This is a genomic window from Providencia sp. PROV197, assembly GCF_028479625.1.
In the GTDB taxonomy this organism is placed as follows: Bacteria; Pseudomonadota; Gammaproteobacteria; order Enterobacterales; family Enterobacteriaceae; genus Providencia; species Providencia vermicola.
In genome coordinates this window covers 1-25,552 of record NZ_JAMPNZ010000032.1, presented here as the reverse complement: position 1 = coordinate 25,552, position 25,552 = coordinate 1, and the positions used below count along the sequence as shown (strand labels likewise).

The 25,552-nt window shown below is 38.3% G+C and carries 25 protein-coding genes and 1 tRNA gene; 14 read left to right on the top strand and 12 right to left on the bottom strand.

From position 1 onward, the window contains the following. Window positions 1-91: 91 nt before the first annotated feature. Window positions 92-421, bottom strand: coding sequence for a YggL family protein (locus PR808_RS17720; RefSeq protein WP_206084724.1), 330 nt, complete (start codon window positions 419-421; stop codon window positions 92-94). Beyond that, window positions 421-1,140, bottom strand: a complete 720-nt coding sequence (gene trmB, locus PR808_RS17715) for a tRNA (guanosine(46)-N7)-methyltransferase TrmB (protein WP_206084723.1) — start codon at window positions 1,138-1,140, stop codon at window positions 421-423. The genes PR808_RS17720 and trmB overlap by 1 nt, the downstream gene beginning before the upstream one ends. Window positions 1,141-1,434: 294 nt before the next feature. Here trmB and mutY point away from each other — a divergent pair, with 294 nt between their 5' ends. From mutY to PR808_RS17695, 4 genes are all read left to right on the top strand, one after another. Continuing rightward, on the top strand, window positions 1,435-2,487 hold the full coding sequence (gene mutY / locus PR808_RS17710) for an A/G-specific adenine glycosylase (RefSeq protein ID WP_272539817.1): 1,053 nt from the start codon (window positions 1,435-1,437) through the stop codon (window positions 2,485-2,487). Between the two features lie 10 nt (window positions 2,488-2,497). Next, entirely contained in the window at window positions 2,498-2,767 is a 270-nt protein-coding gene (locus tag PR808_RS17705; protein WP_206084721.1) for an oxidative damage protection protein, read from the top strand. Between the two features lie 54 nt (window positions 2,768-2,821). After that, window positions 2,822-3,895, top strand: coding sequence for a membrane-bound lytic murein transglycosylase MltC (gene mltC / locus PR808_RS17700; protein WP_206084720.1), 1,074 nt, complete (start codon window positions 2,822-2,824; stop codon window positions 3,893-3,895). Window positions 3,896-4,071: 176 nt separating this feature from the next. Then, window positions 4,072-4,147: transfer RNA gene (locus PR808_RS17695), tRNA-Phe, on the top strand. Window positions 4,148-4,249: 102 nt separating this feature from the next. Here the strand turns inward: PR808_RS17695 and PR808_RS17690 are convergent. Next, the gene (locus tag PR808_RS17690; protein ID WP_272539816.1) at window positions 4,250-6,460 is read right to left on the bottom strand and encodes an extracellular solute-binding protein; all 2,211 of its coding nucleotides are present in this window, start codon (window positions 6,458-6,460) and stop codon (window positions 4,250-4,252) included. Window positions 6,461-6,804: 344 nt separating this feature from the next. On the opposite strand from PR808_RS17690, the gene PR808_RS17685 reads away from it, so the two are divergent. From PR808_RS17685 to PR808_RS17675, 3 genes are read left to right on the top strand one after another with little or no spacing between them, the layout of a single operon-like run. Next, complete coding sequence (locus PR808_RS17685; RefSeq protein ID WP_272539815.1) at window positions 6,805-7,626, top strand: MBL fold metallo-hydrolase; 822 nt, start codon at window positions 6,805-6,807, stop codon at window positions 7,624-7,626. Window positions 7,627-7,638: 12 nt separating this feature from the next. Beyond that, entirely contained in the window at window positions 7,639-8,886 is a 1,248-nt protein-coding gene (locus tag PR808_RS17680) for an MFS transporter (RefSeq protein WP_206084717.1), read from the top strand. A 23-nt stretch (window positions 8,887-8,909) separates the two neighbouring features. Beyond that, window positions 8,910-9,623 carry an MgtC/SapB family protein gene (locus PR808_RS17675; RefSeq protein ID WP_206084716.1) on the top strand — a complete coding sequence of 238 codons (714 nt, stop codon included), beginning with the start codon at window positions 8,910-8,912 and terminating at the stop codon, window positions 9,621-9,623. Window positions 9,624-9,694: 71 nt separating this feature from the next. Here PR808_RS17675 and hypT read toward each other — a convergent pair whose 3' ends face one another. Further along, window positions 9,695-10,603, bottom strand: a complete 909-nt coding sequence (hypT, locus tag PR808_RS17670) for a hypochlorite stress DNA-binding transcriptional regulator HypT (protein ID WP_206084715.1) — start codon at window positions 10,601-10,603, stop codon at window positions 9,695-9,697. Between the two features lie 581 nt (window positions 10,604-11,184). On the opposite strand from hypT, the gene PR808_RS17665 reads away from it, so the two are divergent. From PR808_RS17665 to PR808_RS17640, 6 genes are all read left to right on the top strand, one after another. Then, entirely contained in the window at window positions 11,185-11,916 is a 732-nt protein-coding gene (locus PR808_RS17665; RefSeq protein WP_272539814.1) for an aspartate/glutamate racemase family protein, read from the top strand. Between the two features lie 78 nt (window positions 11,917-11,994). Further along, window positions 11,995-13,296, top strand: a complete 1,302-nt coding sequence (locus tag PR808_RS17660; RefSeq protein ID WP_206084713.1) for an anaerobic C4-dicarboxylate transporter — start codon at window positions 11,995-11,997, stop codon at window positions 13,294-13,296. Window positions 13,297-14,027: 731 nt separating this feature from the next. Then, the gene (locus PR808_RS17655; protein ID WP_206084712.1) at window positions 14,028-15,101 is read left to right on the top strand and encodes a zinc-binding dehydrogenase; all 1,074 of its coding nucleotides are present in this window, start codon (window positions 14,028-14,030) and stop codon (window positions 15,099-15,101) included. 149 nt (window positions 15,102-15,250) lie between these two features. Next, window positions 15,251-16,111, top strand: coding sequence for an ABC transporter substrate-binding protein (locus PR808_RS17650; RefSeq protein ID WP_370661211.1), 861 nt, complete (start codon window positions 15,251-15,253; stop codon window positions 16,109-16,111). Between the two features lie 156 nt (window positions 16,112-16,267). Next, the gene (locus PR808_RS17645) at window positions 16,268-17,752 is read left to right on the top strand and encodes a sugar ABC transporter ATP-binding protein (protein WP_272539813.1); all 1,485 of its coding nucleotides are present in this window, start codon (window positions 16,268-16,270) and stop codon (window positions 17,750-17,752) included. 4 nt (window positions 17,753-17,756) lie between these two features. Beyond that, window positions 17,757-18,734 carry an ABC transporter permease gene (locus tag PR808_RS17640; RefSeq protein WP_375084037.1) on the top strand — a complete coding sequence of 326 codons (978 nt, stop codon included), beginning with the start codon at window positions 17,757-17,759 and terminating at the stop codon, window positions 18,732-18,734. A gap of 162 nt (window positions 18,735-18,896) precedes the next feature. Here PR808_RS17640 and PR808_RS17635 read toward each other — a convergent pair whose 3' ends face one another. From PR808_RS17635 to PR808_RS17625, 3 genes are all read right to left on the bottom strand, one after another. Next, a complete protein-coding gene (locus PR808_RS17635) occupies window positions 18,897-19,904 on the bottom strand; it encodes a LacI family DNA-binding transcriptional regulator (RefSeq protein ID WP_206084709.1) in 1,008 nt (335 codons plus the stop codon). Window positions 19,905-20,152: 248 nt separating this feature from the next. Beyond that, window positions 20,153-20,947: a sulfite exporter TauE/SafE family protein gene (locus tag PR808_RS17630; protein WP_272539812.1), complete on the bottom strand. Its 795-nt coding sequence runs from the start codon at window positions 20,945-20,947 to the stop codon at window positions 20,153-20,155. Between the two features lie 54 nt (window positions 20,948-21,001). Further along, entirely contained in the window at window positions 21,002-21,349 is a 348-nt protein-coding gene (locus tag PR808_RS17625; RefSeq protein ID WP_272539811.1) for a thioredoxin family protein, read from the bottom strand. A gap of 172 nt (window positions 21,350-21,521) precedes the next feature. On the opposite strand from PR808_RS17625, the gene PR808_RS17620 reads away from it, so the two are divergent. Next, complete coding sequence (locus PR808_RS17620) at window positions 21,522-22,397, top strand: leucine-rich repeat domain-containing protein (RefSeq protein WP_272539810.1); 876 nt, start codon at window positions 21,522-21,524, stop codon at window positions 22,395-22,397. A 49-nt stretch (window positions 22,398-22,446) separates the two neighbouring features. On the opposite strand, the gene PR808_RS17615 is transcribed toward PR808_RS17620, so the two are convergent. From PR808_RS17615 to PR808_RS17595, 5 genes are all read right to left on the bottom strand, one after another. Then, window positions 22,447-22,854 (bottom strand): DUF3597 domain-containing protein, encoded by a 408-nt coding sequence (locus tag PR808_RS17615; protein ID WP_206084705.1) that lies wholly within the window; start codon window positions 22,852-22,854, stop codon window positions 22,447-22,449. Window positions 22,855-23,038: 184 nt separating this feature from the next. Beyond that, window positions 23,039-23,419, bottom strand: coding sequence for a hypothetical protein (locus PR808_RS17610; RefSeq protein WP_272539809.1), 381 nt, complete (start codon window positions 23,417-23,419; stop codon window positions 23,039-23,041). A 109-nt stretch (window positions 23,420-23,528) separates the two neighbouring features. Next, entirely contained in the window at window positions 23,529-23,756 is a 228-nt protein-coding gene (locus PR808_RS17605) for a hypothetical protein (RefSeq protein WP_272539808.1), read from the bottom strand. A 347-nt stretch (window positions 23,757-24,103) separates the two neighbouring features. Continuing rightward, window positions 24,104-24,484 (bottom strand): DUF6911 family protein, encoded by a 381-nt coding sequence (locus tag PR808_RS17600; protein ID WP_272539807.1) that lies wholly within the window; start codon window positions 24,482-24,484, stop codon window positions 24,104-24,106. Further along, window positions 24,484-25,552 (bottom strand): cytidine deaminase-like fold-containing protein (locus tag PR808_RS17595; protein WP_272539806.1); only part of this gene is annotated, 1,069 nt, incomplete at its 5' end. The genes PR808_RS17600 and PR808_RS17595, both read right to left, overlap by 1 nt.

Sequence of the window (25,552 nt, the reverse complement as noted above, 5' to 3'; positions counted from 1 at the left end):
GAAAATAAAGGCACCCAAAACTTGGATGCCTCTTCAAACACTGAGAAACTCAGCCTATTTATTTAGTGTGATTTAATCAACCAAAAAGTGATTATTCCCACCAAACATCAAACAGTTCAGAAACAACAACGTCGTTCATCCCTTTTGCTTTTAACCAATTTTCAACGATTTGACGGTGTTCTTCGGTACATTTACCAATTTGCTGTAGGCAAACAATCCCTTCCCAGCTCAAGTAGCCGCTTGCTTCGAATGCTAAACCGTTTGGTTCAATAGCTTCAGCAATCAGTTGGTCAACGGTAGTGTCAACTTCTTCGATCGGTGTACCTTCTTTAAAACTCCATTTAACCGTAAAACCTAACTCTTGGAATTCATCCAAACGCATTTTTTTACGTAAACGACGACTACGTGGTTGTTTAGCCATTATTTGGTCCTCTCAAACATTAAATCCCATACACCGTGCCCTAACCGCTGGCCGCGCTTTTCAAATTTTGTTTCTGGTCTTGATTCTGGACGAGGAACATAATCACCTGTTGGTGATAAATTTTTATACCCTTCGACACTCTTCATGACATCAAGCATATGTTCTGCATACGGCTCCCAGTCGGTCGCCATATGGAAAACACCACCAACCGCTAATTTACTGCGAATTTTTTCAGCAAATGGCACTTGAACAATACGGCGTTTATTGTGTTTTGCTTTATGCCATGGGTCAGGGAAAAATAACTGAACCATCGCAAGGCTTCCATTGGGCACCATGCAATCCAAGACTTCAATCGCATCATGGCACATCACACGGACATTACTGACGTTTTCTTCTTTTGCCGATGCTAAGCATGCGCCCACACCTGGCGCATGAACTTCAATGCCTAAAAAGTTTTGCTGTGGATTTTGCGATGCCATAGTCACCAATGAGGCGCCCATACCAAACCCAATTTCCAGCGTCACTGGGTTTGAGTTACTAAATACTTTGGCGAAATCAAAGGGTTCATTGATAAAATCAATCCCCATTTCAGCCCATTCTTTTTCTAATGCGTCTTCCTGACGTTTTGTCAGACGCCCTTGACGGCGGACAAAACTACGGACACGGCGCATAACCCGCCCTTCTTCATTATATTCGGGGGAGATAACATTATTGATCATAATAAAGGTTCTAAAAAATAGTTGCCCAATTAAGTTAATGTGCCAACGATCAAGTTCTATAAGGCTAGTAAATAGCAATTATGTTTAAATTACCCTTGCTAATTCAAACCATTAGATTAATTACCTAACAGTAATCGCAGGGTAAGAGTAGGAGTTTAGCAAAACTTCAACAAGGATGCAGTTGATAATTGGCTAACTTTACACTAAACCACACAATAAGCGGTTTACAGCCTACCGCGTCTATGTTGCAATCCTTAGCATTATTAAAAAATCGATAAAAAAATAAAGTGTTCAATGGAAGCTCAACAATTTTCTCATGCAGTGCTCGACTGGTATCACAAATATGGACGCAAAACATTACCGTGGCAGCAGGAAAAGTCCTCTTACCACGTATGGCTGTCTGAGGTGATGCTGCAACAAACCCAAGTCAGTACCGTTATCCCATATTTTGAGAAATTTATTTCTCGTTTTGAAGATATTACCGCCCTTGCCAACGCGCCATTGGATGAGGTTTTACATTTATGGACAGGCCTTGGCTATTATGCCCGTGCCCGCAATTTGCACAAGGCAGCAAAAGTCGTTGCTGATCAGTATGGTGGGAAATTCCCAACCACTTTTGATGAAGTGTTGGCTTTGCCCGGGGTTGGTCGCTCTACGGCTGGCGCAATTTTATCTCTGTCCCAACAGCAACATTACCCTATTTTAGATGGCAACGTAAAACGCGTGCTGGCTCGTGCTTATGCCGTTGATGGCTGGCCCGGGAAAAAAGAGGTAGAAAACCGCCTGTGGGAAATTAGCACCGATGTCACGCCCAATGATGGCGTAGAATATTTTAACCAAGCAATGATGGATTTAGGCGCGATGGTTTGCACCCGCAGTAAACCAAAATGCGAGCTTTGCCCACTTAACTTTGGCTGTGTTGCCTATGCCAACCATTCATGGCAAAACTACCCAGGGAAAAAACCGAAACAAAAAATCCCTGAAAAAACCGCCTGGTTTTTAATTATGCAACATGAAGACAATGTCTGGTTAGAGCAGCGTCCCCCTTCTGGTATTTGGGGTGGGTTATTCGCCTTTCCACAGTTTGAGTCTTCAGAACAATTAACAGCATGGTTAGCGGAATCAGGCCTTTCTTATGACTCTCCTGAGCAGTTAATTGCCTTTCGCCACACGTTTAGCCATTTCCATTTAGATATTATCCCTGTAAAAGTTAAGATTCAGGCATTTAATTCTGCCATGGATGAAGGCAAAGGACTCTGGTATAACTTACACCTAGGCGCAACTATCGGCCTTGCCGCCCCAGTTGAAAGTTTATTAAAACAGCTCGCCTTACTACCTGATATTTGAGGAAATTTTAATGAGTAGAACGATTTTTTGTACATTCTTACAACGTGACGCAGATGGGCAAGATTTTCAACTTTACCCAGGTGAGTTAGGGAAACGTATTTTTAATGAGATTTCTAAAGAAGCATGGAGCCAGTGGATGACGAAGCAAACTATGCTAATTAATGAAAAGAAACTCAATACAATGAATCCAGACGATCGTAAGATGTTAGAACAAGAAATGGTCAAGTTCTTATTTGAAGGCCATGATATTCACATTGACGGCTATACACCTGAAAAATAATCTGTCTGTCTACCTACTCTGTAGGTAGACTTTTGCACCAATACTGTGAATCGTATGAAAAAACTATTTGCGCTGAGTTTATTGATCCCGCTACTTGTTTCGTGTTCCAGCAACCAAAAAACGGACTTCAACCCTGATTATGTCAAAGACACCAATGGATTTGATATTTTAATGGGCCAATTTGCCCATAATATCGAAAATATTTGGGGAATTAAGGAAGTCCTCATTGCGGGGCCAAAAGATTACGTTAAATATACAGATGAATACCGTACACGTAGTCATATTAATTTCGATGCAGGGACGATTACAGTTGAAACCATTTCCGCTGTAGAGCCATCGCAACACCTCAAAAAAGCGATTGTCACCACCTTATTGATGGGCGATGACCCTAACTCCATCGACCTCTATTCTGATATTAACGATATCCCCTACAGTAAAGAACCATTTTTATTTGGCCAAGTACTCGATAACACAGGGGAAGCGATTCGTTGGGAGTGGCGAGCAACAAAATTTGCAGATTATCTGATAGAAAACAAAATACAGCGCCGCCAATCTGGCATGAATATCGTTTGGTCAGTCACGATGCAATTAGTGCCTAACCACCTAGACAAACGCGCCCACAAATATTTGCCGTATATTAAAAAGTCATCAGCAAAATATGGCGTTGATGAGTCATTAATCCTTGCAATTATGCAAATTGAATCGAGCTTTAACCCTTATGCCGTAAGCCGCTCAGATGCACTTGGTTTGATGCAGATAATGCCAAACACGGCAGGTAAAGACGTTTTCCGCTCACAAGGAAAGTCCGGTGTGCCTAGTCGCAGCTATTTGTTCGATCCAGAAAAGAACATTGATACGGGGACTGCCTATTTGGCTATCTTGCAAAACAGCTATTTAGGCGATATTCGCAATCAAACCTCTCGCCGTTATGCTGTTATTACCGCATACAATGGCGGCGCAGGCAGTGTTCTACGAGTGTTCCATAGTGATAAAAAGCAGGCAGCTCAGCGTATTAACAATTTAGAACCAGGTGAAGTGTATGAAACATTGTCCACTAAGCACCCAGCTGCTGAGTCACGTAATTACCTCATTAAAGTGAACAAGGCACAGAAAAAATATTTGCGCTAACATTGGCGAACAGATGAAAATCACCCGTTAAACAGCGGGTGTTCTTCATTACCCAGATATTTTTAGGGCATTTCGTTTAAAAAGTAGCTAAGGTGTTGAAAAAAAGCGCATACGGTCGAAAGTTTTTATAATGCGCCTTGACTCAACTGATGGAATCAGGTTTAATACGTTCCGTTGCCCGGATAGCTCAGTCGGTAGAGCAGGGGATTGAAAATCCCCGTGTCCTTGGTTCGATTCCGAGTCCGGGCACCACTATTTAAAGAAACCAGCCTAAAGGCTGGTTTTTTGCTTTGTAACGCTTATCAAAATTAACAATGCAACTTTTACCACATTGCGCTCACCAATCTCCCCACTCTATCGTTCCCCTTGGGTATCCACTAATAAACGCTGATTAATGTATTCAATGGTTTCTTCTATTGTCATGATCTTATTCACCACATTAGTAATCCCTTGACCAATGATCACTTCAGCTTGGCGCAAATTAAATAACTTACCGTTTGGAATGGAGGATTCGCGGATCCCGCGGTTAATCTCTTGATAAGCCAGTGGCATCCAAGGGTAGCGATGGCAGATTTCTTGGTTATGGCTGAAATCTTGGTGGTTACTATTCCCACCCAATAAAATAAGATGATCCATCACGATAGGTGAATAGAGCCAACGATAAAATTGCTCTGCATAATGTGATTTTTGGCTATAACGAGATACTCCGAGCGCGCCTCCCCCGAGTTGTGGAAGCCCACCTGGCACAGAGGCATAACCAATTTTTGGAAAAATATCGCTATGAGCCACATCATTAAACAGATTCATATAGGCAATTAACATAGCAAGTTCACCTTGCTCGAATTGCCTAACGGATTCGCTCCACCACTTTTCATGGATATTTTCAGTGACAGAAACTTGGTGTAGATAATCGCTTAACACTTTGCCCGCCAAAGGCATTTCTAATCGAGGGATACCATCACCCTCAATTAACCGCCCACCTTCTGCATAGTAGCGCAGCAAATATTCACTTGCTATTAAGCCAGCACTTCCCAATGTTGTTGATGCACCAATTGGGCGAGAAAATTGCCCTTTTTCATGCTGCTCTGTAAAAAACTGTGTGACTTGGTCGTATTCGTGAAAACTCGTCGGCACAGCCAATTCATTGCCTGTTTTCTCGTAATACCTACGCCTTAGGATCGGGTCTTCAAACAAATCTTTTCGATAAAACAACAACTGGGCACTAGCATCAAATGGCATAGCATAAGCAGTGTCCCCGACTAAACTAAATTTTTGTTGGGTTGGTTTGGAAAAGCTGCTTAATAAATCCGTTAAGCCGTTCCCGACATTATCTAGTGGCTGTAATATTCGCTCTGCAAACCAAGGAAAACAGGCCATATCAATCCGCAATAAATCATAATAAGGATGTAAATGGAGCTGTCCCAATATTTGGTAGACTTCGTCATAAGGATGTATGGCTAAATTAACCTTAATGCCCGTTTGGCGATAAAAGTGGGGTAAGAGCTTTTTGAGTGCATTTGTCGAAGGACTTGGCAAAATAAGGAGATTCAAACTCGGCTCATCTTTATTAACAGTACTAAGTGCTGGTGTTGCAGTATAAAGGTTGCCACTTTGGTTACGCACATAAACAGTGTTTGCCCACAGATTCTCGCTTTCCAGTTCATCCTCTTTCATTAGCTCATCAACAACCTCTAACCCTAGCTGCGCATAATTCATCGGAAAACAGTGTAGCCCTTTTAATATTGGGGGAATATTGCCACTTAAGGCAAAAATAGCAGGGCAATCACTGTTGCTACCAAAAAAACTGGCTTGAGTTAAAAAACTTGCCTTTTCAATATCTTCAGCAACAAACAAGTCTGGTGTTTGGTCTAAGGTGAAAAAATCAAATGCAGCTTTATAGGATTCATCATTCGATGCTCGGATCACAATATATTTTTTATTTGGTGCACACTGCTTGAGGCTTTTTTGTAACTCACTCACAAACGTTGAATGTTCTAACTCACCATGTTCATCGCTGAAAATCCCCACCAGTTGACTGCGGCTGGTCGCAATTTGTTGGCAAATCGCCTCTGCTGCTTGAGAAAAATCTAACGTGAAAAAATGATGGGCATTGGCTGGTTGGCGATAAATAAACACAATCTGAGAAGCAGGTAATTTTAATGTATCAAAATAAGTGTTCGCGTCTTGCAAACAACTCACAGCAACCACCTGTTTATATCCACCCGCTGCAATTTTTTGTAATGCATCTAACTCTGTTGTTTCAAGATCATCCGTCAAAAATAGATCATAGGTTATCTCGGGGTACAAAGAGATTGATTGCCTAAATGAATTAAAAAAGATTGCGTATTTATCGGACACTAACTGCGGTAATAGTATTGCGATTTTGTGGCTTTTATTGGTTCTCAACAATTGCGCTTGTGTATTGAGCTGGTACCCCATTTGCTTTGCTGCTTTATAGACAGCCTCAATTTTCTCTACACTCACATTTCCACGTTTATTCAAAACGTTAGAAACCGTTCCATGAGAAACACCCGCCAATTTTGCAATGTCTTTAATTGTTGCCATTTGTCTTTTCACCTTAATTGCTTCTCGCAATAGCATACCTGAATTATTTATCACGACCACCGATAATTAATTTGAACGTTCCAAAATAAATATGCAGATAAAACAATCAAATAATGGAAAGTATTAACATTCGATACACACAAAGCAAAAAATAAAAAATATAACTATTAATCAAATAGATAATTATTTTAATTTGAATGAGATCACTGATCTGAATATCTGTCATTGGCAAACTAATCTCACCAAATTATCATTGGAACGTTCAAATAATAGTTTTATCGATTTAACACCAGCACCAGGGATTTAATAACCCAAAATAAAACAATAAGATAAAGGAAATTATCATGAAAATTCATTTTTTAGGTACTGCGGCTTCAGAGGGTATACCAAACCCTTTTTGCCGTTGTGAGCACTGCCAAAAAGCAAGGCAACTTGGTGGTAAAGATATCAGAACTCACTCCTCGGCTATTGTGGATGAGCTCATGTTGATCGACGTGTCTCCCACATTTAGTTATCAACTCATGCGTGATGGAATGGATGCAACCCATTTTGAAAGCCTGCTATTCACTCACACTCACCCTGACCATTTTAATGTGGGCGATCTGTTCAGTAGAATGGAAGGTTATGGCTTTGAAATTCACCATCCACTTCATATATTTGGCAACGATCGTGCAATCAATGGCTGCCTTGAAGTGCTACCGGGGTACAGCAAAGAGCGTTTCGCTTTTCATTGTTTAATCCCTTTTGTCACCGTTGAAAGAAATGGATATAAAATTACCCCATTACTAGCAAACCATGCGAAATGGGAGCTCTGTTATGTCTATCATATTGAAAAAGATGGCAAAGCGATTTTCTATGGCCACGACTCAGGCTGGTTCCCAGAACTGACTTGGCAATGGCTTGAAAACAAACCGCTAGATATTGTTGTATTCGAATGCACTTATGGACTAAATGGCAATAACCGTACCGATAACCATATGAGCCTAGAAACCGTCTTTGCAGCACAAGAAAGGCTGCAACAACAAGGTTGTTTGCATTCTAATACTCAAATTGCCGTTTCTCATATTTCACACAGTGGTAAATTACTGCATGAAGAATTAGTGGCGGTTTGTGCTCCTTATAATATCCGTGTCGCGTATGACGGACTAACGTTAGAAACACATTAAGAGGGAAATAAAATGGATATGAAAATCACTTCCCGCTTGCTGATCATGATGTTTGTGCAATATTTCATGCAAGGTGCGTGGAATATGACGATGGGACTGGTATTAAGCACCTATGGTATGGCACATATTATTGGTAATGCTTATGCGTTATTAGGTGTCGCGACCATTATTTCACCGTTATTTATTGGTATGGTTGCTGACCGTTTCTTTGCATCACAAAAAGTGATGGGGATCCTTCACTTAATTAATGCCGCCGTCATTTTATGTGTTCCTCAATTTATTGAGGCACAAAACAGTGGCATGACCCTATTTTTGATCTTTATTATTGGCCTGCTGTTTTACCCAACAACCGCACTTTCTAATAGCATCAGCTTCTCCCATATTAATGGTGTGAAATATTTCCCTATCATTCGTGTATTCGGTACGTTTGGTTTTATGGCTATCGGATTTATTTTAGGGGAAATGGGCTTCTCGGGCAGTACCATGACATGGTATATCGCATCTGCAGTTGCAGTCGTATTAGGCTTTTACTGTTTTACACTGCCAAATACGCCACCAAAAGCTAAAGGCAAACCCTTCTCCACACGCGATATTTTATGCTTAGACGCATTGTCATTATTTAAAGACCGCTATTTCGCTATTTTAATGTTTAGCATCTTTGTATTAATGATTCCAAAAACAGCTTATTCCGCCTATATCCCTGTGTTTATTAAAACGCTTGGGTTTGATAATGCCGCTTCTATTATGCAGATTGGTATTGCCTGTGAAGTGCTGTTTATGTTCTTCCTATCGTTCTTCTTGATGAAGTTCGGTTTTAAAATCACTTTATTATTAGGTGCTATTAGCTGGATTATTCGCTCAACATTATTTGCCTATGCTGCGGTCGATACCAGTTTATATTTTATTGTCTTTGGGTTGATGCTTCAGGGATTATGTTGGGACTTCTTCTTTACCGCTGGCGATATTTATGTCGACCGTAAAGCAAAACCAGAAATCCGCGCACAAGCTCAAGGGTTACGCTTTATTGTTTCAAACGGCTTCGGTTTATTATTTGCCTCCACGATTTGCGGGCAAATATTTAACTCAACAGTCACGGAAAAAGGTAGCGAGTCCTTACCACAATGGGAAACCTTCTGGCATTACCCTGCTATCGTCGCTGCCGTTGTCAGTGTGTTCTTTATCTTCTTCTTTAAAGATGATGTTTCTAAAAAGAAAAATAACGACGATAAAAAAGCACCTGAGGGCGCTGTAGCACCGTAATTCGAAATATACAGAGGTAAGCCATGGATGCTCTTATGCAGTTTGTCGACACCATTGGCCCTTTGTCACTATCAAGTATTGCTAAATTACTCGCCGCCTTTATTTTAGGCGGCTTTATTGGCTTAGAACGTGAATCAAAGGGAAAACCTGTCGGCTTTAAAACCTGTGTCATTATTGCTGTTGCTAGCTGTTTATTAACTATCGTTTCTATTCAGTCTGCCGAATATTACGCCAATATTTCAGATAATATTCGCAGTGACCCAATGAGATTAGCGGCGCAAATAATCAGCGGAGTGGGCTTTTTAGGCGCGGGCGTTATTTTACATCGTCGTGATGATGCGATTTCAGGACTGACAACCGCAGCGATTGTTTGGGCTTCAGCTGGCGTTGGAATTGCGTGTGGTTCTGGCTTTTATTGGCACGCATTAATTGTCACCATTCTTTTTTTCTTGGCGATTCAACTGAGCCCACAAGTGGCATTGTTTCAGATGAAAAATCAAAAATTAGGCAAGATTAAAGTTCGAATGTTGTTTACCCATGAAGATGGCGTCCCCTTACTCATTGAGTATTTAAAACAACATAAAGACATTATTGAAAACCTAACAATACGTGACATAAAAAAAGAGCGAGTAGAAGTCAATTTAAAACTGGTGGTTCGCCAAAAAACCACATTGCCTGAATTTTATTGCTCGTTAAAACAGCTATCTTATGTTCATTCTGTTTCTTTAGATCACTAATATTCAATGACTATATGGTACAAAACCCGCGACTAAAGCGGGTTTTCTCGTTATAGGATTTCTATTAAGTTTTACAAATGCTTTAAATCCTCTGGAATATTTTTCTTCAAAATACGCCAAAAATCCTCTGCGGTTTTATTTAAGCGAGTGTCCATACGGTAAATGTAAGCTTGAATTGGAATCGTCAATTCTGGGGTATCAAGACAAACCAATTTCTTTTCTTTCAGCTCATTGACCACAGAGTAAATCGGCAGCCATGCGATGCCATGACCATCCAATGCCATATTTTTCAATAATTCACTCATGGAAGACATAAACAACGTTTTTGAACTAATTGCACCGAACTCGCTTAACCTGCGATTAACTAACCGCCCCATATAAGAAGCACTCGTATAATTCAACAAGGGAACTTGGGGTTGGTAAATATCGAATAACGGTTTACCAAATTCATCTGCGGCACAGATAGGGTAAAGCTCAGACTCAAAAACATTCAAGCAGGAAAATGGCGATTGCATTAAATCCTCATCATAAAATGAGATGATAAAATCACTTTTCCCTTCTCTTAGTGCATTAACCACCTGTACCACGTCAATGGCTTCAACATGATAGACAAATTCTTCCCCGAAACCAGACAATGCGTGAACTAGTTTGGGTAGCAGTGTTAATGATAAAGAATGTGCCGCCGCAATTTTAATATTAGGTAAACTTAAAATATTATGCCCAGAGAGTTCATTTAAATTACACTCTAATTGCTGCAACAAGCTACGGGCTTGAGAATGAAAAACTTTGCCTTCTTCAGACAACTGCAAGGGGGACGTGGTTCTATCAAACAATTCGACACCGATCGCCTCCTCTAACGCTTTAATACGCCGACTAAAAGCGGGTTGAGAAATATTTCTCTGCTCAGCAGCATGGGAGAAATGTCGACAAGATTCCAAGGTTAAAAAATCGTACAACCACTTTGTTTCTATATTTTTCATGTTATTAAGCCTTAAGCAGACTCGCTGTTAAAATATATACGCTAAATCATTCGAGTTGCATGTAGGCGACAAGTGAAGATAGACCGATGAGCATACAAAAGTATGTGATTCGGCTATCTGAATGCAGTCAACAGCCATGCAGCTTGAAGGATGACGCGTATAAAATAATAATGATATTCTTATTGGTATATTTAGTTAACTGTCAGTTAAATTATCATTCATGGATTGTATGTCTATTATTTGTATTATGCATAAGGTTATCGTTTTAAACATTAATAAAAATCAAAATTTATTTTCTATTAACTAGAGCATTATCGTCAAAGCCAATTATATTCAGGCTTTGCCTTTCATTTCATTGAGCTCCTTCGAGTTAACATTAAAATCTTAATGCATATCTTGCATCATCCCATACTTACTTGCATTTCTCTTACCTAAAAAACATTGCTAAAAATTAGACACCGATTAATTAGAAGTAATCGTTAATAATTAATTAAATAATGTATCTCATGTTAAATAAGTTAAGCAATATCGCGTTTAATTTATCTTAAATCAAAAAAGATAAAAATCGCAGGAGCGTAATAATGAAAGGTTTAATTGGTGTATTAGGTGGAATGGGTCCAGCAGCAACCGTCGATTTATTTAATAAATTTGTAACATATACTATTGCTAATAAAGACCAAGAACATATTCCATTAATTATTTCATCTATTCCTGATATTCCAGATCGTACAGAAGCATTGCTAAATCACGGAGTTTCACCACTCCCTTTAATGACTAATTACTTAAAGAAACTTGAAGATGCAGGGGCAGAATGCATTGTTATCCCTTGTAATACTGCACATTTTTGGTTCGATGAACTAAAAAATACTTGCCATGTGGATATGCTGAGTATTGTTGAAACCACCATGCAAGAGGTTCTACTAACTAAGAAAAAAAATATTGGCTTATTAGCAACTAACGCAACTATGTATATGGGGCTTTATCAAAAAAGTATTGAACAAAAAAAATTAAACTGCATCACTCCCGATGAAGAAAGCCAGAAATTAGTCATGAAAAGCATTTATTTATTAAAATCTGGAAATAAAGATGCAGCAGAAGAAATTATGAAGTCGCAAGCTGAATTATTATTTTCACGTGGAGCTGAAGTCATTATTTTAGGTTGTACTGAAGTCCCTGTTATTTTAGCCAATGAAGTTAAAAAACACCCTAATAATTATATAGATTCAACAGGTTCTTTAGTTAGGGCTAGTATTCATTGGTATGAAAATAGAGTTGGAAAATCGCATTTAATAATAACCGAAAATTTAAAGTAAATATTTAATCATTATTAAAAACAATCAATTTTAGAAATTTTATTACTAATGACAATATATTGTCTATTGGAGACGATTATGGTTTGGCTAGAGATCATTGTTGTACTAGGTGCTATTTTCTTCGGTATACGCATGGGCGGAATTGGTATTGGCTTATGCGGAGGATTGGGGTTGGCAGTATTAACCATTGGATTTGGTTTGCCAATAGGTTCTCCCCCTGTTGATGTTATTTTAATTATTATGACCGTTGTTGTCGCTGCATCAGCATTACAAGCGGCTGGAGGAATGGACTATTTAGTGCGCCTCGCCAGTACATTTATGCGTAAAAATCCGAAGTACCTAAACATTATTGCGCCAATCACCACGTGGGTGATGACCATTATGGCTGGTACGGGATTTATCGTATTTTCAATGCTTCCCGTCATTGCTGAAATAGCCAAAGACTCGGGTATCCGCCCTTCTCGTACACTGGCAGGCTCCGTTGTTGCTTCACAAATAGCCATTTCAGGTTCTCCGATAAGTGCCGCAATGGCGGCAATGTTAACCATTATGGAAGGTAATGGCGTTACCTTTATTGTTGTTATGTCAGTGTGTTTACCTGCATCCTTTGTGGCTGCAATGGTTGCTGCATTTATTGCGTCACGCCAAGGTTGTGAATTGGAAGATGATGAAGTTTATTTAGACCGCTTACAAAAAGGGTTAGTCCATAAATACGAAGAGAAAAAAGGCGAAAGTACTACCCGTGAGAAATTTTCAGTTGTCGTTTTTCTTATTGCAACCGTTGCGATTGTGATATTGGCAGCTTTCCCTCAATTACGCCCAGGTTTTGATATCGGCAAACCGATGGGTACCCGTGATATCATCATCATCTGCATGCTCAGTGCAGCCTGCTTGATGGTTATTTTCTGTAAAACATCACCAAACTCTATCGTTTTAGCACCAACGTTCCGTTCAGGAATGAGCTCTCTTGCTGTCATATTGGGAATTGTGACATTAGGCACCACTTTTGTTGATGCCCACATGGATCAAATCAAAGCTATCGCAGGGGATGTATTATCTGCCTACCCTATATTGTTAGCTGTCGTACTGTTTTTTACCTGTGCATTGCTCTACTCCCAAGGGGCAACAACACCACTAATCATTCCACTGGCCATTGCTTTGGATGTACCAACATGGGCTATTTTAGCGTCGTTCGTTGCTGTCACTGGCGTGTTTGTTTTACCCACTTACCCAACGTCATTAGCAGCAATAGAATTTGACTCCACAGGTTCAACCCGTGTCGGAAAATATATTCTAAACCATCCCTTCATGCTACCAGGGTTAGGTGGAATTATTGCTGGGGTTGCCTTTGGATTTATTATCGCACCGATGATTGTTTAACTTGATGAGTTAGGTCTAATCCCTCACTCATTACTATAAATAAAAACACCTATTTCCTTACAAAATGAAGTTATTAATTGGTATTTTTTTGGCTTTATTCTTAGTTGAATTTATTAAATACTCTACAGAATAGAGCCTTTTTTCTTTCAAATCTTATTTATTCATACTCAATCTTGATAAAAATTTAATTTGCAGCACTTATTACTTTCATGTCTAACCATAAAATAATTTTTAATAAATAAAATTTATACTGATTTTCGATTTTTAATCACCTTATTCAATGAAAATGAAATTAACTTTCATATAAAAATGTGAGCTGAAATGTTTTTGCATGAATTATCCACTTCTGAAAACAGTTAAAATAATTATACTCGGCTTCATATTCATTTCTTAATAACCCTAACACGAGGAATGAATTTTATTTTATTACTTATTTTTCATCGTGTTAGATACCTATGATTGACGTTTTTCACCCCTTTGACGGTGCTCTAAAAGCAATTAAAATTAAGAGTTAAATCACAAATCTTAGTTTTTCTTCTCTACACCTTCAAAAATGACGACGTCGTCATATTAAAAATAAATTATTTTATCTATAACATTAAAGAACCATTTTTCTTACATTCGTATCCAAATTTATCGTTAAGCGTAAAAATTAAAGCCATTTAGAGATAAAAAAACGCTTAATGTTGACGTCAACATTAGGGCTAACAACTAGAAAGAGGTTTTAGAACATGAGTAACCTACCTGAAAAAATGAAAGCCGTTGTTTGTCATGGTCCCCATGACTATCGTTTTGAAAATATTAGAAGACCTACAGCTGGCTTTCGAGAAGTTGTCATTAAAGTCGATGGCTGTGGGATCTGTGCGGGTGACTGCAAAGCCAATGATGGCGCACAAATGTTCTGGGGGGATGACCCATGGATCAAAGCCCCTGTCGTACCTGGTCACGAATTCTATGGCAGAGTCGCAGAATTGGGCGAAGGGTCCGCTGAAAAATACAAATTAAAAGTGGGTGACCGTATCCTCGCAGAACAAATCGTCCCTTGCTGGGAATGTCGTTTCTGTAAATCAGGTAAATACTGGATGTGTGAAACCCATGATATCTACGGTTTCCAAAAAGAAGTTGCCGATGGTGGGATGGCTGAGTATATGCGTTTTTCTGAGCGCGCTATCATTCACAAGATCCCAGATGAACTTTCCGATAAAGACGCCGCATTAATTGAACCAATGGCCTGTGCCATCCACACCGTTCGCCGTGGTGATATTGATTTAAATGACGTCGTCGTCATTGCAGGTGCTGGCCCGCTTGGTCTGTGTATGATCCAAGTTGCAAAACTCAAAACACCAAAAAAATTAGTCGTGATCGATGCTATCGACGAACGCCTTGAATTAGCGAAAAAATTTGGTGCTGACGTGGTGATCAACCCACTGAAAGAAGATGCCATCAAGTTAGTCAAAGAGATGACGGAAGGTTACGGCTGCGACGTTTATATCGAAGCGACAGGTGCCCCTGTTGGCGTAACCCAAGGATTAGAAATGATCCGTAAACTTGGCCGTTTCGTTGAATTTAGCGTATTTGGTAAAGAAACCACAGTTGACTGGTCAATTATTGGTGACCGTAAAGAACTTGATATCCGCGGTGCGCACTTAGGCCCATATAGCTATGAGGTTGCTATCGATCTCTTTAGCCGTGGCTTAGTCAATGCTGATGATATCGTTACCCACTTCTACTCCATCGATGATTGGGAAGAAGCCTTTGTCATGGCGAAATCTGCCGACTCAATTAAAGTCGTCATCAAGCCATAGACATGCACTAACTGTTTGTAATAATTAATAATTTAAATAAATACTAGACGAGTAAGACCCTACATATAATTAAACGCTCTTTAGGAGAACATCTTATGTTGAGTAAATTCAAAAAGTTAGCTGTAGCAGCTAGTGTCCTGACTTTAGGTATGGCGTTCAACGCTACGGCAAAACCTGTTTCAGTTGGCATGTCGTTTCAAGAATTAAACAACGAATATTTCGTCACGATGAAAGAAGCTCTGGAGAGCGCAACTGGCGATATGGGTGCTCAGCTGTATATTTCCGATGCGGCGCATGATGTCTCGAAACAAACCAGTGATATCGAAGATATGTTACAGAAAAAAATCGATATCCTGCTAATCAACCCAGCGGATAGTGTTGGTGCAGAAACGGCAGTACTGGCAGCGAAAAAAGCGGGGGTTGTGGTTATCGCTATCGACGCACAAGCGAATGGCCCAATTGACTCCTTCGTCGGTTCTAAAAACTACGATGCTGGCTTAATGGCGGGTAAACGCTTAGGTGAAGCACTGGGTGGAAAAGGTGAAGTCGCCATTTTAGATGGTATTCCAGTTGTGCCAATCCTCGAACGTGTTCGTGGCTTTGAAGCGGCAATGAAAGAATATCCAAATATTAAAATTGTTACTAAGCTGAATGGTAAGCAAGAGCGTGATACTGCGATGAATGTCACAGAAAACATGCTGCAAGCTAACCCAACTTTGAATGGTATTTTCAGCGTTAACGATGTGGGCTCACTTGGTGCATTAGCGGCTATCGAATCTTCAGGCCGTGACGTAAAACTTGTCAGTGTTGATGGTTCGCCTGAAGCCGTTGCTGAAATTGCGAAAGGTAACTCACCGTTTATCGCAACTTCTGCACAGTTCCCACGTGACCAAGTTCGTATCGGCTTAGCAATGGGTTTGGCAAAATATTGGGGTGCTAACGTACCGAAAGAAGTTCCGATTGATGTTAAATTAATCGACAAAACAAATGCGAAAGATTTCCACTGGTAATCGAATATTGACTCATTAATTGTATTGCACCTGTACCTATGTATTGGGTGCAATACCTTCTCATAACAATTAATAATTAAATGCATATTGGAATCACTTTATTCCAGATGACTTTGTTACCCATTTTTAAGCGGTTAAGAAATATAGGGAAGCAATATGATGCAATTATTAGCATTACAAGATGTCAGCAAAACTTTCCCTGGAGTTAAGGCGTTGGATAATATTAATCTCTCCCTTGAAAAGGGTGAGGTTCACGCGTTATTAGGTGAAAATGGCGCAGGTAAATCTACGCTAATGAAAGTTTTATGTGGGATTCATAAACCTGATAGTGGAAAAATTCTGATAGAAGGCAAAGAACATATTTTTCATAACTACAGAGATGCTATCAAAGCTGGTGTAGGTATTATTTTCCAAGAATTCTCTCTAATTCCTTATTTAAATGCGTTTGAAAATATCTTTTTAAATCGTGAATTAAAAAATAAATTTGGTTTATTAGATAGAAAACTTATGCGCCAAAAATCTCAAGCTTTACTCACAGAGCTTGGTGTTAATATTGATATTGATGAACCCATTATCCATTTAAGTATTGCAGAGCAGCAATTTGTTGAAATTGCCAAAGCACTTTCTTTAGACGCTAAAATTTTGGTATTAGATGAGCCGACTGCAACATTAACACCTAATGAAGCAAATCATTTATTCGATGTTATGCGCGATCTAAAAGCTAAAGGTGTTGGCATGTTTTTTATTTCTCATCACTTAGAAGAGATTTATGAAATATGCGATACCATCAGCGTGTTACGTGACGGGCAATATATTGGATCACGCAAAGTCGATGAAACAGACTTAGATGTCATTATTGAAATGATGGTTGGCCGAGAAGTAGAAAATATTTATCCACATAAGCGCGAATTCTCCCAACAGGAAATTATTCTTGACGCTGAAATTCAACGTTTCTCAAATAGCCCTGTTAACCATCTTCAATTGAAAAAAGGTGAAATTTTAGGGCTAGCAGGCCTTGTTGGTTCAGGGAGAACTGAAACTATTCTCGCCATGATTGGCGCGGATAAAGCGTATAAGAAAAAAGTCACTTTAGAAGGCAAAGAGGTCAAAATTAAATCTGCGGCGGCGGCACTGCAATTAGGTATCGGCTTATTACCTGAAAGCCGTAAAACCCAAGGTTTAGTTTTACCTTTCTCAGTCAATGAAAATATTTGGTTAAATAACCATGCGCAAAAATTGTTTTTAATCCAAAATAAAAAAGAACTCACTTTATCTATTGATTTAATTTCTCAAGTAAAAGTTAAAACACCAGAACCTCACACTGCGGTTTCCACATTAAGTGGTGGTAATCAGCAAAAAGTTGTTATTGCTCGCTGGCTAAATAAACAAGCCAAAATTCTCATTTTCGATGAACCCACTCGAGGTATTGATGTTGGGGCAAAATCAGAAATTTATCAGCTAATGCGCTCACTCACTGAAAAAGGGATCTCCATTATTATGATCTCCTCTGAATTACCCGAAGTTATTGGTGTAAGTGATAGAGTTTTGGTCTTTCGTGATGGTGAAATTGCTGCTGAGTTAAGTGGAGAAGATATTAACTCAACTCAGATTATGGTACATGCAGCTGGCAATATTATATAGGATAATGACTATGTCTAATCAAAGTGCAATTCCACTAACTAAAACTAAATTTAGTTTTTCTAAATTAACAAAAATACCTGCATTCTTACCACTTGTTGGTTTAATTCTTTTATTTACCTGCATGTCCATTTTTAATGAGCATTTTTTAACGGTAAATAACCTTTCCACCATTGCACGACAAGTTTCAATTAATGCCATTATTGCTATTGGTATGACGTTTGCCATTTTAACTGGCGGAATTGATTTATCTGTTGGTGCCGTTATGGCTTTATCGGGCACCTTGATGGCTGGCCTAATGAAATATTATGGTATGGATCCATATGCAGCCATTGCTCTGGGTTTATTATCAGGGATTGCATTTGGTTTTATTAATGGAATTTTAGCCGCTTACGGTAAAATGCCTCCCATTATCGTCACATTAGGCGCGATGATTATTGCGAAAGGTTTAGCGTTAATTTATACCGGTGGCTATCCAATATCAGGATTACCCAAAGAATTTGCCTTCTGGGGCCGTGAAGAGTTAATGGGCATTCAAGTGCCAATTTTATTAATGCTTGGCCTTTATCTTATTTTTTACGTCGTCTTAAACCACGTCTCATTTGGTCGTTATATTTACGCTATTGGTGGTAATGAAGAAGCCGCTCGCTTAAGTGGTATCCGCGTTGAACGCTACAAAATGTTGGTGTATGTAATAAGTGGTTTTACTGCTGCATTTGCGGGTTTAATTTTTACATCACGCGTCATGAGTGGGCAACCTAATGCAGGAGTCGGCTTTGAACTAGATGCGATTGCCGCAGTGGTTTTGGGTGGCGCTTCCATTGCGGGTGGACGTGGCATGATCATCGGTACATTAATTGGAGCCATGATCCTCGGCGTATTAAATAATGGGTTGAATTTACTAGGTATTTCCCCTTACGTTCAATACATTGTGAAAGGCTTAATTATCTGGGGTGCAACATTTATTAGCTCAATGAAACGCTAGATTTTTCATAATTCAACCTTATCGGTTAATTGCCTGTAGATTATGACTGTCAATTAACCGATTTTTTTAATCACAAATTAAAATGAAATATAAAATAGTAAAGGTATTATGAAGGAAAGATAATCGGATAAAAGAGCCCCTTAACGAGGCAATTATATATTATTAATAAATAACAAGCTTACCATCAACAAAAATTTGTTTCGTTTCATGGCCTTTATTTGTATCACGCTCTATTTCTGAGAATAATAATTCTGTGGTTAATTCCCCAAGGTAAACGGAATCATGATGAACACCAGAAATAGATAAATGATAGGTATCTGCATAAGGTGGTAAATCGACTGAAAAATAACGGCAAGATAGCCCTAATTCCGCAATGATTTTATACATTCCCGCGGTAATAATTCCATTTAGCCCAACAATATACATGCCTGGAGTGTATAGATCTTGAACTTTTTGTCTTAAATACGCTTCATCTTTTTTATTAAACATATAACTACTATATAAGACATTAAGGTTTTTTCTATTTGGAAAGCTTGCATATATTCCTGACAAACGAGACAGGCTGATTTCTGAATTTTTAGGGCCAGAAATAATTAACGTATTTTCGCTATTTTGTTCATTAAGGAATTTTCCTGTCAATGCACCAATTTCAAAGTTCTTCAAAAATAACCCAGAATATTTTTTCTCATAGCCATAAATCGCACGGTCGACAAATACTAACGGAACATTATGTTGGTCGATTAATGAAAGATAACTAGGCTGGTAGTCTTTATCATCACGCACTGGTGATAGTAAAATGCCACTCGCCTTATAGCTAACGAGTGTTTCGATTGCCGTTTTCTCCGCTTTTTCATCACTATCTGAATCAAAAATCATCACTTGATACCCTTTCTCTTTTGCTAAACGAGAAACGGTTTGAATGAGAACAACATAGAAAGGGTTAAATGTACTGTCAGTAACCACACCAATTATGCGGCTATTTTTATTTTTCAGATTTCGTGCAAAAAGATTGGGAACATAGTTGAGTTCTTGAGCAATCGCTAATATTTTATCCCTTGTTTCTTTCTTTACCATTTCGGGATGATTAAATGCACGTGAAACGGTAATATCAGTAACATTTGCACGTTTAGCTATATCAATTATTGTTGTTGAGCTATCTTGTTTTGTCATAATTATATTAGTCAACCTTTAGTGCCCCCCTGATTGATATAATCAAAAATCCTTTTAAGCTATTATCAGAGAAGATGAAATGCGATTGTTCATTATACCGCATTGAAGGTGAAGATAAATCGTTTTATTCACTAACAATACAATAATCCGTCAATATGAAAATCATGTTATACACTATAGAATATAAAAACAGTTAAATTGCTAGTTGAATAATCTAATTTGTTAACATTTACCTTTAAAGCACAATTTCATAAAACATTTAACTCATCTAAGACTGAGTAGATTAAGCTAAAAGAAACAATAATAATTAGGCTTGCAAATATATTTTTAACTAATTTTATTGAAATATAATTTATGATGACTCTCCCTATTAGTAAACCAATGACACAGGATGTGATAAATATTAAGCTAATTTCCTTAGGGTATTGAAATCCATTTAAAATATTGATTAAAACACTCACACTACCGATACAAAAAATCACCATCAATGATGTTGCAATAATACTTTTTATATTTAAATTGGATACCTTTCGTAACGCAGGAACAATCACAAAGCCACCACCAACACCTAATACCCCTGTTAAAAGCCCTGCAATAATTCCTATACCACCTAATATCGACGCTGTTTTTATATTCCAAATAAACTTCCCCGTCTCTTGGCTAATTTGGCACGGCGCATCATTTAATTCAGCCATTTGAGCAAAAAAAGTACGATATGCAACATAAAGCATCACTAAGCTAAAGATTAAAGTCAGCCAAACAGGCGTAATTATTTGAGCAAGAAAAATACCATATTTAGCAAAAGGAATGCTGACTATCGCTATCCATATAGCGGCTTTATATCGTATTGTTTTGTTAATAAGCCCTTGAATAACACCAATAAAAGCAGCTAATGTTATTGCTAGAAGTCCAACAGGTGCAGCAAGCGCCACCGTCCAATTTTGGCTTGCCATCAACGCAGGAACCGCTAAAATACCACCGCCCGCCCCTGTTAACCCAAGCAAGCATCCAATCAGTAAACCTTCAAAAATCAATAGCAGCATAACGATGAGCTTATTATTGTTATAAAGAGGAAAAAGCCACTTTAAACCGAACGCCTAATTAACACAAAATATTTGGTTTAACGTTTCTACGGCTTGAGTGAAAGAAACCTCTCCCGCAATCACTTTTATCAATCGAGACTCTTTAAAAATAGCGATTGTTGGGACAGATTTAATTCCATATTTAGGCGCTAATATGGGGGACTGAGCGATGTCAACCATACCGAATTTAACCGCACTTTTTTCAAAATGATTCGCCAATTGTTCAAAAACAGGCTTCATCTTTTTGCAAGGGATACACCATGACGCTGAAAAATAGACAACAACAACGGGTGAGTCTTGCTCTTGCGGGTTATACAATGTGCGTGAGAAACTTTCGCTATCTAACAATAAAATATTAGGCATCTAAACCGCCTTGGCTAGTATTGGAATCCTATTAATTGCTTAAACTGTATCATAGGTAGCAGCATGATTAATGACTTAAAAGGCCATTCAATTCAATCTTATTATGTTGTTCATTATTCTATTTTTTACAGATAAACTGCACATAATACGTTCTATTAAAGTGAGGAAGGCGATGCTACACCAACATTCCAACTCTGAGTTTGAACTCAATCTGGATTCAAGCTGTCGAGAAGAAATTGATACGCTTATTTTAGCGCCTTTTGATTACAGCTTGGTAAGCGCCTATAACAATAATCTCAGTGCATTTCCCTACCGAGTAACTCACTGTGAAAACCTAAAAGTGCTTAATCTTTCTTGTAATCAAATTCAATCGATCCCCGCAGAAATAGCAAAGTTAACGCGGCTCAAAATGTTAGATTTAGGGCACAACCATATTGTTGAAATTTCCGATGAAGTGGGTAACCTGCATCAATTACAATTCCTCTATTTGAGCGATAATGGCATTCACACTTTACCAAATTCATTATCTCAGTTAAAAAATCTGGTTTATTTCAATGCAACGGATAACTTGTTAACGCAGATACCCTCTTGGTTTTCTCAGTTAAAAAATCTTAAGGAACTGCGTCTGTATAATAACCAAATAGAGCGTTTTTCCAGCTCACTTTCTCAATTATCCAATGTGCATGAAATACACTTGATGAATAACTGTATTTCAGAGCTTACGGATAATATTTCGGGCCTATCTTCTCTTCGTATTTTGGATCTAAATCAAAATAAAATTCACACTATCTCCCCTGCAATATCTGCACTTAAGAAATTGCATACTTTAAATTTAAGGTTTAATCAGTTAACTCAACTACCTGAATCAATAGGTGAAATGCTATCTCTCCAATACTTGGATTTACGTGCCAATAAACTTCAAACATTACCCGACAGTTTAATAAATTTAACTGACCTCATTAAACTCGATTTGCGGTGGAATAGCTTTACAGAGGAACCAAGAGTGATTAAAGCGCTAAGAAATAAAGGCTGTACTATTTTTATTTAATGGTGACTTTAAGCGTGCCGTAGTCAAAACGCTACGGCACCACTGAGACTTATTTTTTGAGTTGATTCACGAGCTCATTCACATTACCACCCGCTTGCTCTAACTGCTTAATCACTTCTTTAATTAACCATACATTCATGGTTGCAGTATCACTTGTATCACCTTGATAACCTAGCTCTGCAGCAAGCTTTTTCCGCGCCGTTAAGCTATTATCCAAACCTAATAATGTTAACAAATCAACAATAGACACTTTCCAATTAAGTTTTTGCGGGTAACTTTTTGCCAAGCCTTCTAACACAGCTATGGCATCAATTTTATTATCTGAAATAGCATCATTACTGATATTAATATTGGCTCTAATCGCTTCCGTCATTGCAGCAACAGGGTCTGCACTATTTTCTATTTTGGCATCCGCGGGTTTAAAGACCTTAGTTAAAATCTCTTGGAAAAAGCTCATAAGTCCCTCTCTCATATTGTGCTAAAGGATAATATTCTTCACATAAACTATAGCACCCTACGCTGATAAATCTATTTTTCTACTTATACGCTAATGTGGATATTTTTAGGTAATCAAAGTTGGATGACAGTATTAGCTACAGACTAAATCGCTCACTAGAAGGTTAAAATAAATTAATTATTTTTTATAAAAATTTATAATAACGTTGCTTAATTCTTAGCATTGATTTCTCAACTGATATTTTATCCATAGGATTATCAATGACATAATTGTCTGATATATATTGCATTAACTCTATAAAAATAGACACTGTCATTTCGGTACTTTCCAGCCCACCAACGTAAAACTCAACAGAATTAAAGTCATTTGGATCATCATAATCACCATCCAATGCAAAATCGAATCCTTCACCTTCACCATTACTAATGCCATGAGATGCATCATAAAGAAATTGTCTATATGTTATTTTTTCCCTTTTAATCAATGATTCAACCAAATAATAGAGATCTCCACCCTCATGACTTATTAAATAGTTTTTTGTTTTTTCCAGCCAACTAAGGTCCATAAACTTTTACTCCAAAAACTATTAATTCAGCGTTTATTTCTCACATATCTTTTTAAAATTAGCCAGTATCACTGTGATATCAACTAGCTGTAAAAACCTGTAATGCCAATCATATCGTCAATCTCAGACAATGTCTTTTCTTGCAATAATTCAAAATAAAAATGAGTTTACCTACAAACGGCGCGACTTCATATATACCCACCGTAATATCAAAACCGCCTTTGCCTGCATTGATACCCGTTTGTTTATCCACCGATTGATAATCACTGTGCATCTCGGTTTTATTCACATTCACCGATGCCGTGGTATTCAACCCTGTGCCAATACTGCCCGACAAGCTGCCACCTTTTTGCTTCGAATCGTATTTGTCGGTGGTTTGTTCGGTGTTTTTGAACAAAAAAAGAAAGGGAAATAACACGATAGGCTTGCAATATTTGGATGGGTGATTAAAGAAGAAGTGGTCAAAACCAGACAGTATACAGTGGGTTACGCCCCTAACCGCGGTAAACCCAACCCCAGCCCACAACTCAGCTTAAGCGGTAAGTGACTGAAAGAGATGGAATTTGAGATAGGCAGTCACTATACCCTCACTCGCCAAGCCGGACAGTTGATCATCCGGCTGGCTGAGGGGGATTGAGGCGGCTAAAGAGATCCCAGTGTGGGGCTGGGATCTTTTTATTAAAATTAAATTAATAAATGATTTTGTACATTACCAGTATTAAAAAATTCATACACAACTTGAATAATAAATGAAAAGTCAGTTGTTATTTGATTTTTAGGCCAGTAGTCACCTAATATACAAATTGCTTCTTTAGTACTTTTTTCATCATAGTATGTTCTAACTTCATAATCATCATTGATTATCTCACCTAACATTACTAAATAATTACCTAGCTCAGCCCTTACTTGTAACATTTGTGAGCCGATATCATTATCATGAATATCTAGTGTTAAGGTTCCATATCCACTTTTTAATAATGTAAGTTTTTTTTCAATATCATCCCATATAGGATTTTCACTATTCCCTCCAGTACCGTTTAGTGTCCAGCTCAATGAAAATAACATTATTTTTTCTCCTTTAATGATTTCATACCAGGATTCCAATACAATGTTTTTCCAGTACTTTCCTCATAAACGGTTAGAGATTTCAATCCTGCTTTATCTGCCATTGCTGCAATATCTCCACGACAGTATCCACATACAGGTTCTTTTGTAACTTTCATATTCATATCTCGACCAACTGTAATACCATCTTCGAACGCTTGCTGAATAGTACCAACTTCAGCATGAGCAGAAGCTATATTTCCATTTGGTAAATATTTGCTAGGATTTTTTTCTACTTTCGCTTCTATTCTATCGTTAATTAAAGTTGGTCGACTTTTATCACCTAAAAAATAATCAGGTCTGTTTCCTTGGTTAGTATCTTTAAATATCTTTCCAGTTTCTTTATCTAGTAATTCTGCTTCTACCTTAGGAATGGATGTATGAGTTTTTTTATCTAAAACCTTACTGCTTTCCTGAACTATTGTAGTTTCAGGTGAAATAATACCACCCGTAGGTTTTTCAACCACTTTATTGCCAGCAATTCCACCAAATACTGCTAACGAACCAAGTCCAATATTAATTCCACCGTCAGTATAATTACCTTCAATGACTTGACCAATCCCTGTCCCTGCTTGATATGGCCCGCCTGAAATCAAAGCCAATCGCATTATTTGACTAGCTCTACCCAGACCCGCCAATAAAGCATCCGTACCTATCGCTGCTTGCCATGCATGCTTTTCTTCCGCACTCAGTTGACCTAAGGCTTCATAATAAGCGGAGCGATCATTTTTAAACTCACCAGGATACTTTAAGATAATTTCTATCTGTTTTTTCGCATCGCTTTCGCTCATGCCTCTTAACTGTAGCTGTATCCCAATGGCATCAAGGTACTCGGTTAATTCAAGTTGCCCTTTACTGTCTAATTCTCCCTTACGATAGAGGTCGACTAACTTATCGGTATGAGCATCTTTGTCTGATAAATAAATAATATCTTGAGAGGCTTTCTTTAAGTTTCTTCCAGCCTTTTGATCTTCGAGCGCTTTGTCTCTTGCGTCTCTATCATCAGGACTCAAAAAGTTATTCTCAACC

What these genes read in the sequence shown, in the direction of transcription:
- PR808_RS17720 (WP_206084724.1), bottom strand. Translation starts at nt 421, where the DNA reads ATGGCTAAACAACCACGTAGTCGTCGTTTACGTAAAAAAATGCGTTTG.
- trmB (WP_206084723.1), bottom strand. Translation starts at nt 1,140, where the DNA reads ATGATCAATAATGTTATCTCCCCCGAATATAATGAAGAAGGGCGGGTT.
- mutY (WP_272539817.1), top strand. Translation starts at nt 1,435, where the DNA reads ATGGAAGCTCAACAATTTTCTCATGCAGTGCTCGACTGGTATCACAAA.
- PR808_RS17705 (WP_206084721.1), top strand. Translation starts at nt 2,498, where the DNA reads ATGAGTAGAACGATTTTTTGTACATTCTTACAACGTGACGCAGATGGG.
- mltC (WP_206084720.1), top strand. Translation starts at nt 2,822, where the DNA reads ATGAAAAAACTATTTGCGCTGAGTTTATTGATCCCGCTACTTGTTTCG.
- PR808_RS17690 (WP_272539816.1), bottom strand. Translation starts at nt 6,460, where the DNA reads ATGGCAACAATTAAAGACATTGCAAAATTGGCGGGTGTTTCTCATGGA.
- PR808_RS17685 (WP_272539815.1), top strand. Translation starts at nt 6,805, where the DNA reads ATGAAAATTCATTTTTTAGGTACTGCGGCTTCAGAGGGTATACCAAAC.
- PR808_RS17680 (WP_206084717.1), top strand. Translation starts at nt 7,639, where the DNA reads ATGGATATGAAAATCACTTCCCGCTTGCTGATCATGATGTTTGTGCAA.
- PR808_RS17675 (WP_206084716.1), top strand. Translation starts at nt 8,910, where the DNA reads ATGGATGCTCTTATGCAGTTTGTCGACACCATTGGCCCTTTGTCACTA.
- hypT (WP_206084715.1), bottom strand. Translation starts at nt 10,603, where the DNA reads ATGAAAAATATAGAAACAAAGTGGTTGTACGATTTTTTAACCTTGGAA.
- PR808_RS17665 (WP_272539814.1), top strand. Translation starts at nt 11,185, where the DNA reads ATGAAAGGTTTAATTGGTGTATTAGGTGGAATGGGTCCAGCAGCAACC.
- PR808_RS17660 (WP_206084713.1), top strand. Translation starts at nt 11,995, where the DNA reads ATGGTTTGGCTAGAGATCATTGTTGTACTAGGTGCTATTTTCTTCGGT.
- PR808_RS17655 (WP_206084712.1), top strand. Translation starts at nt 14,028, where the DNA reads ATGAGTAACCTACCTGAAAAAATGAAAGCCGTTGTTTGTCATGGTCCC.
- PR808_RS17650 (WP_370661211.1), top strand. Translation starts at nt 15,251, where the DNA reads ATGGCGTTCAACGCTACGGCAAAACCTGTTTCAGTTGGCATGTCGTTT.
- PR808_RS17645 (WP_272539813.1), top strand. Translation starts at nt 16,268, where the DNA reads ATGATGCAATTATTAGCATTACAAGATGTCAGCAAAACTTTCCCTGGA.
- PR808_RS17640 (WP_375084037.1), top strand. Translation starts at nt 17,757, where the DNA reads ATGACTATGTCTAATCAAAGTGCAATTCCACTAACTAAAACTAAATTT.
- PR808_RS17635 (WP_206084709.1), bottom strand. Translation starts at nt 19,904, where the DNA reads ATGACAAAACAAGATAGCTCAACAACAATAATTGATATAGCTAAACGT.
- PR808_RS17630 (WP_272539812.1), bottom strand. Translation starts at nt 20,947, where the DNA reads ATGCTGCTATTGATTTTTGAAGGTTTACTGATTGGATGCTTGCTTGGG.
- PR808_RS17625 (WP_272539811.1), bottom strand. Translation starts at nt 21,349, where the DNA reads ATGCCTAATATTTTATTGTTAGATAGCGAAAGTTTCTCACGCACATTG.
- PR808_RS17620 (WP_272539810.1), top strand. Translation starts at nt 21,522, where the DNA reads ATGCTACACCAACATTCCAACTCTGAGTTTGAACTCAATCTGGATTCA.
- PR808_RS17615 (WP_206084705.1), bottom strand. Translation starts at nt 22,854, where the DNA reads ATGAGCTTTTTCCAAGAGATTTTAACTAAGGTCTTTAAACCCGCGGAT.
- PR808_RS17610 (WP_272539809.1), bottom strand. Translation starts at nt 23,419, where the DNA reads ATGGACCTTAGTTGGCTGGAAAAAACAAAAAACTATTTAATAAGTCAT.
- PR808_RS17600 (WP_272539807.1), bottom strand. Translation starts at nt 24,484, where the DNA reads ATGTTATTTTCATTGAGCTGGACACTAAACGGTACTGGAGGGAATAGT.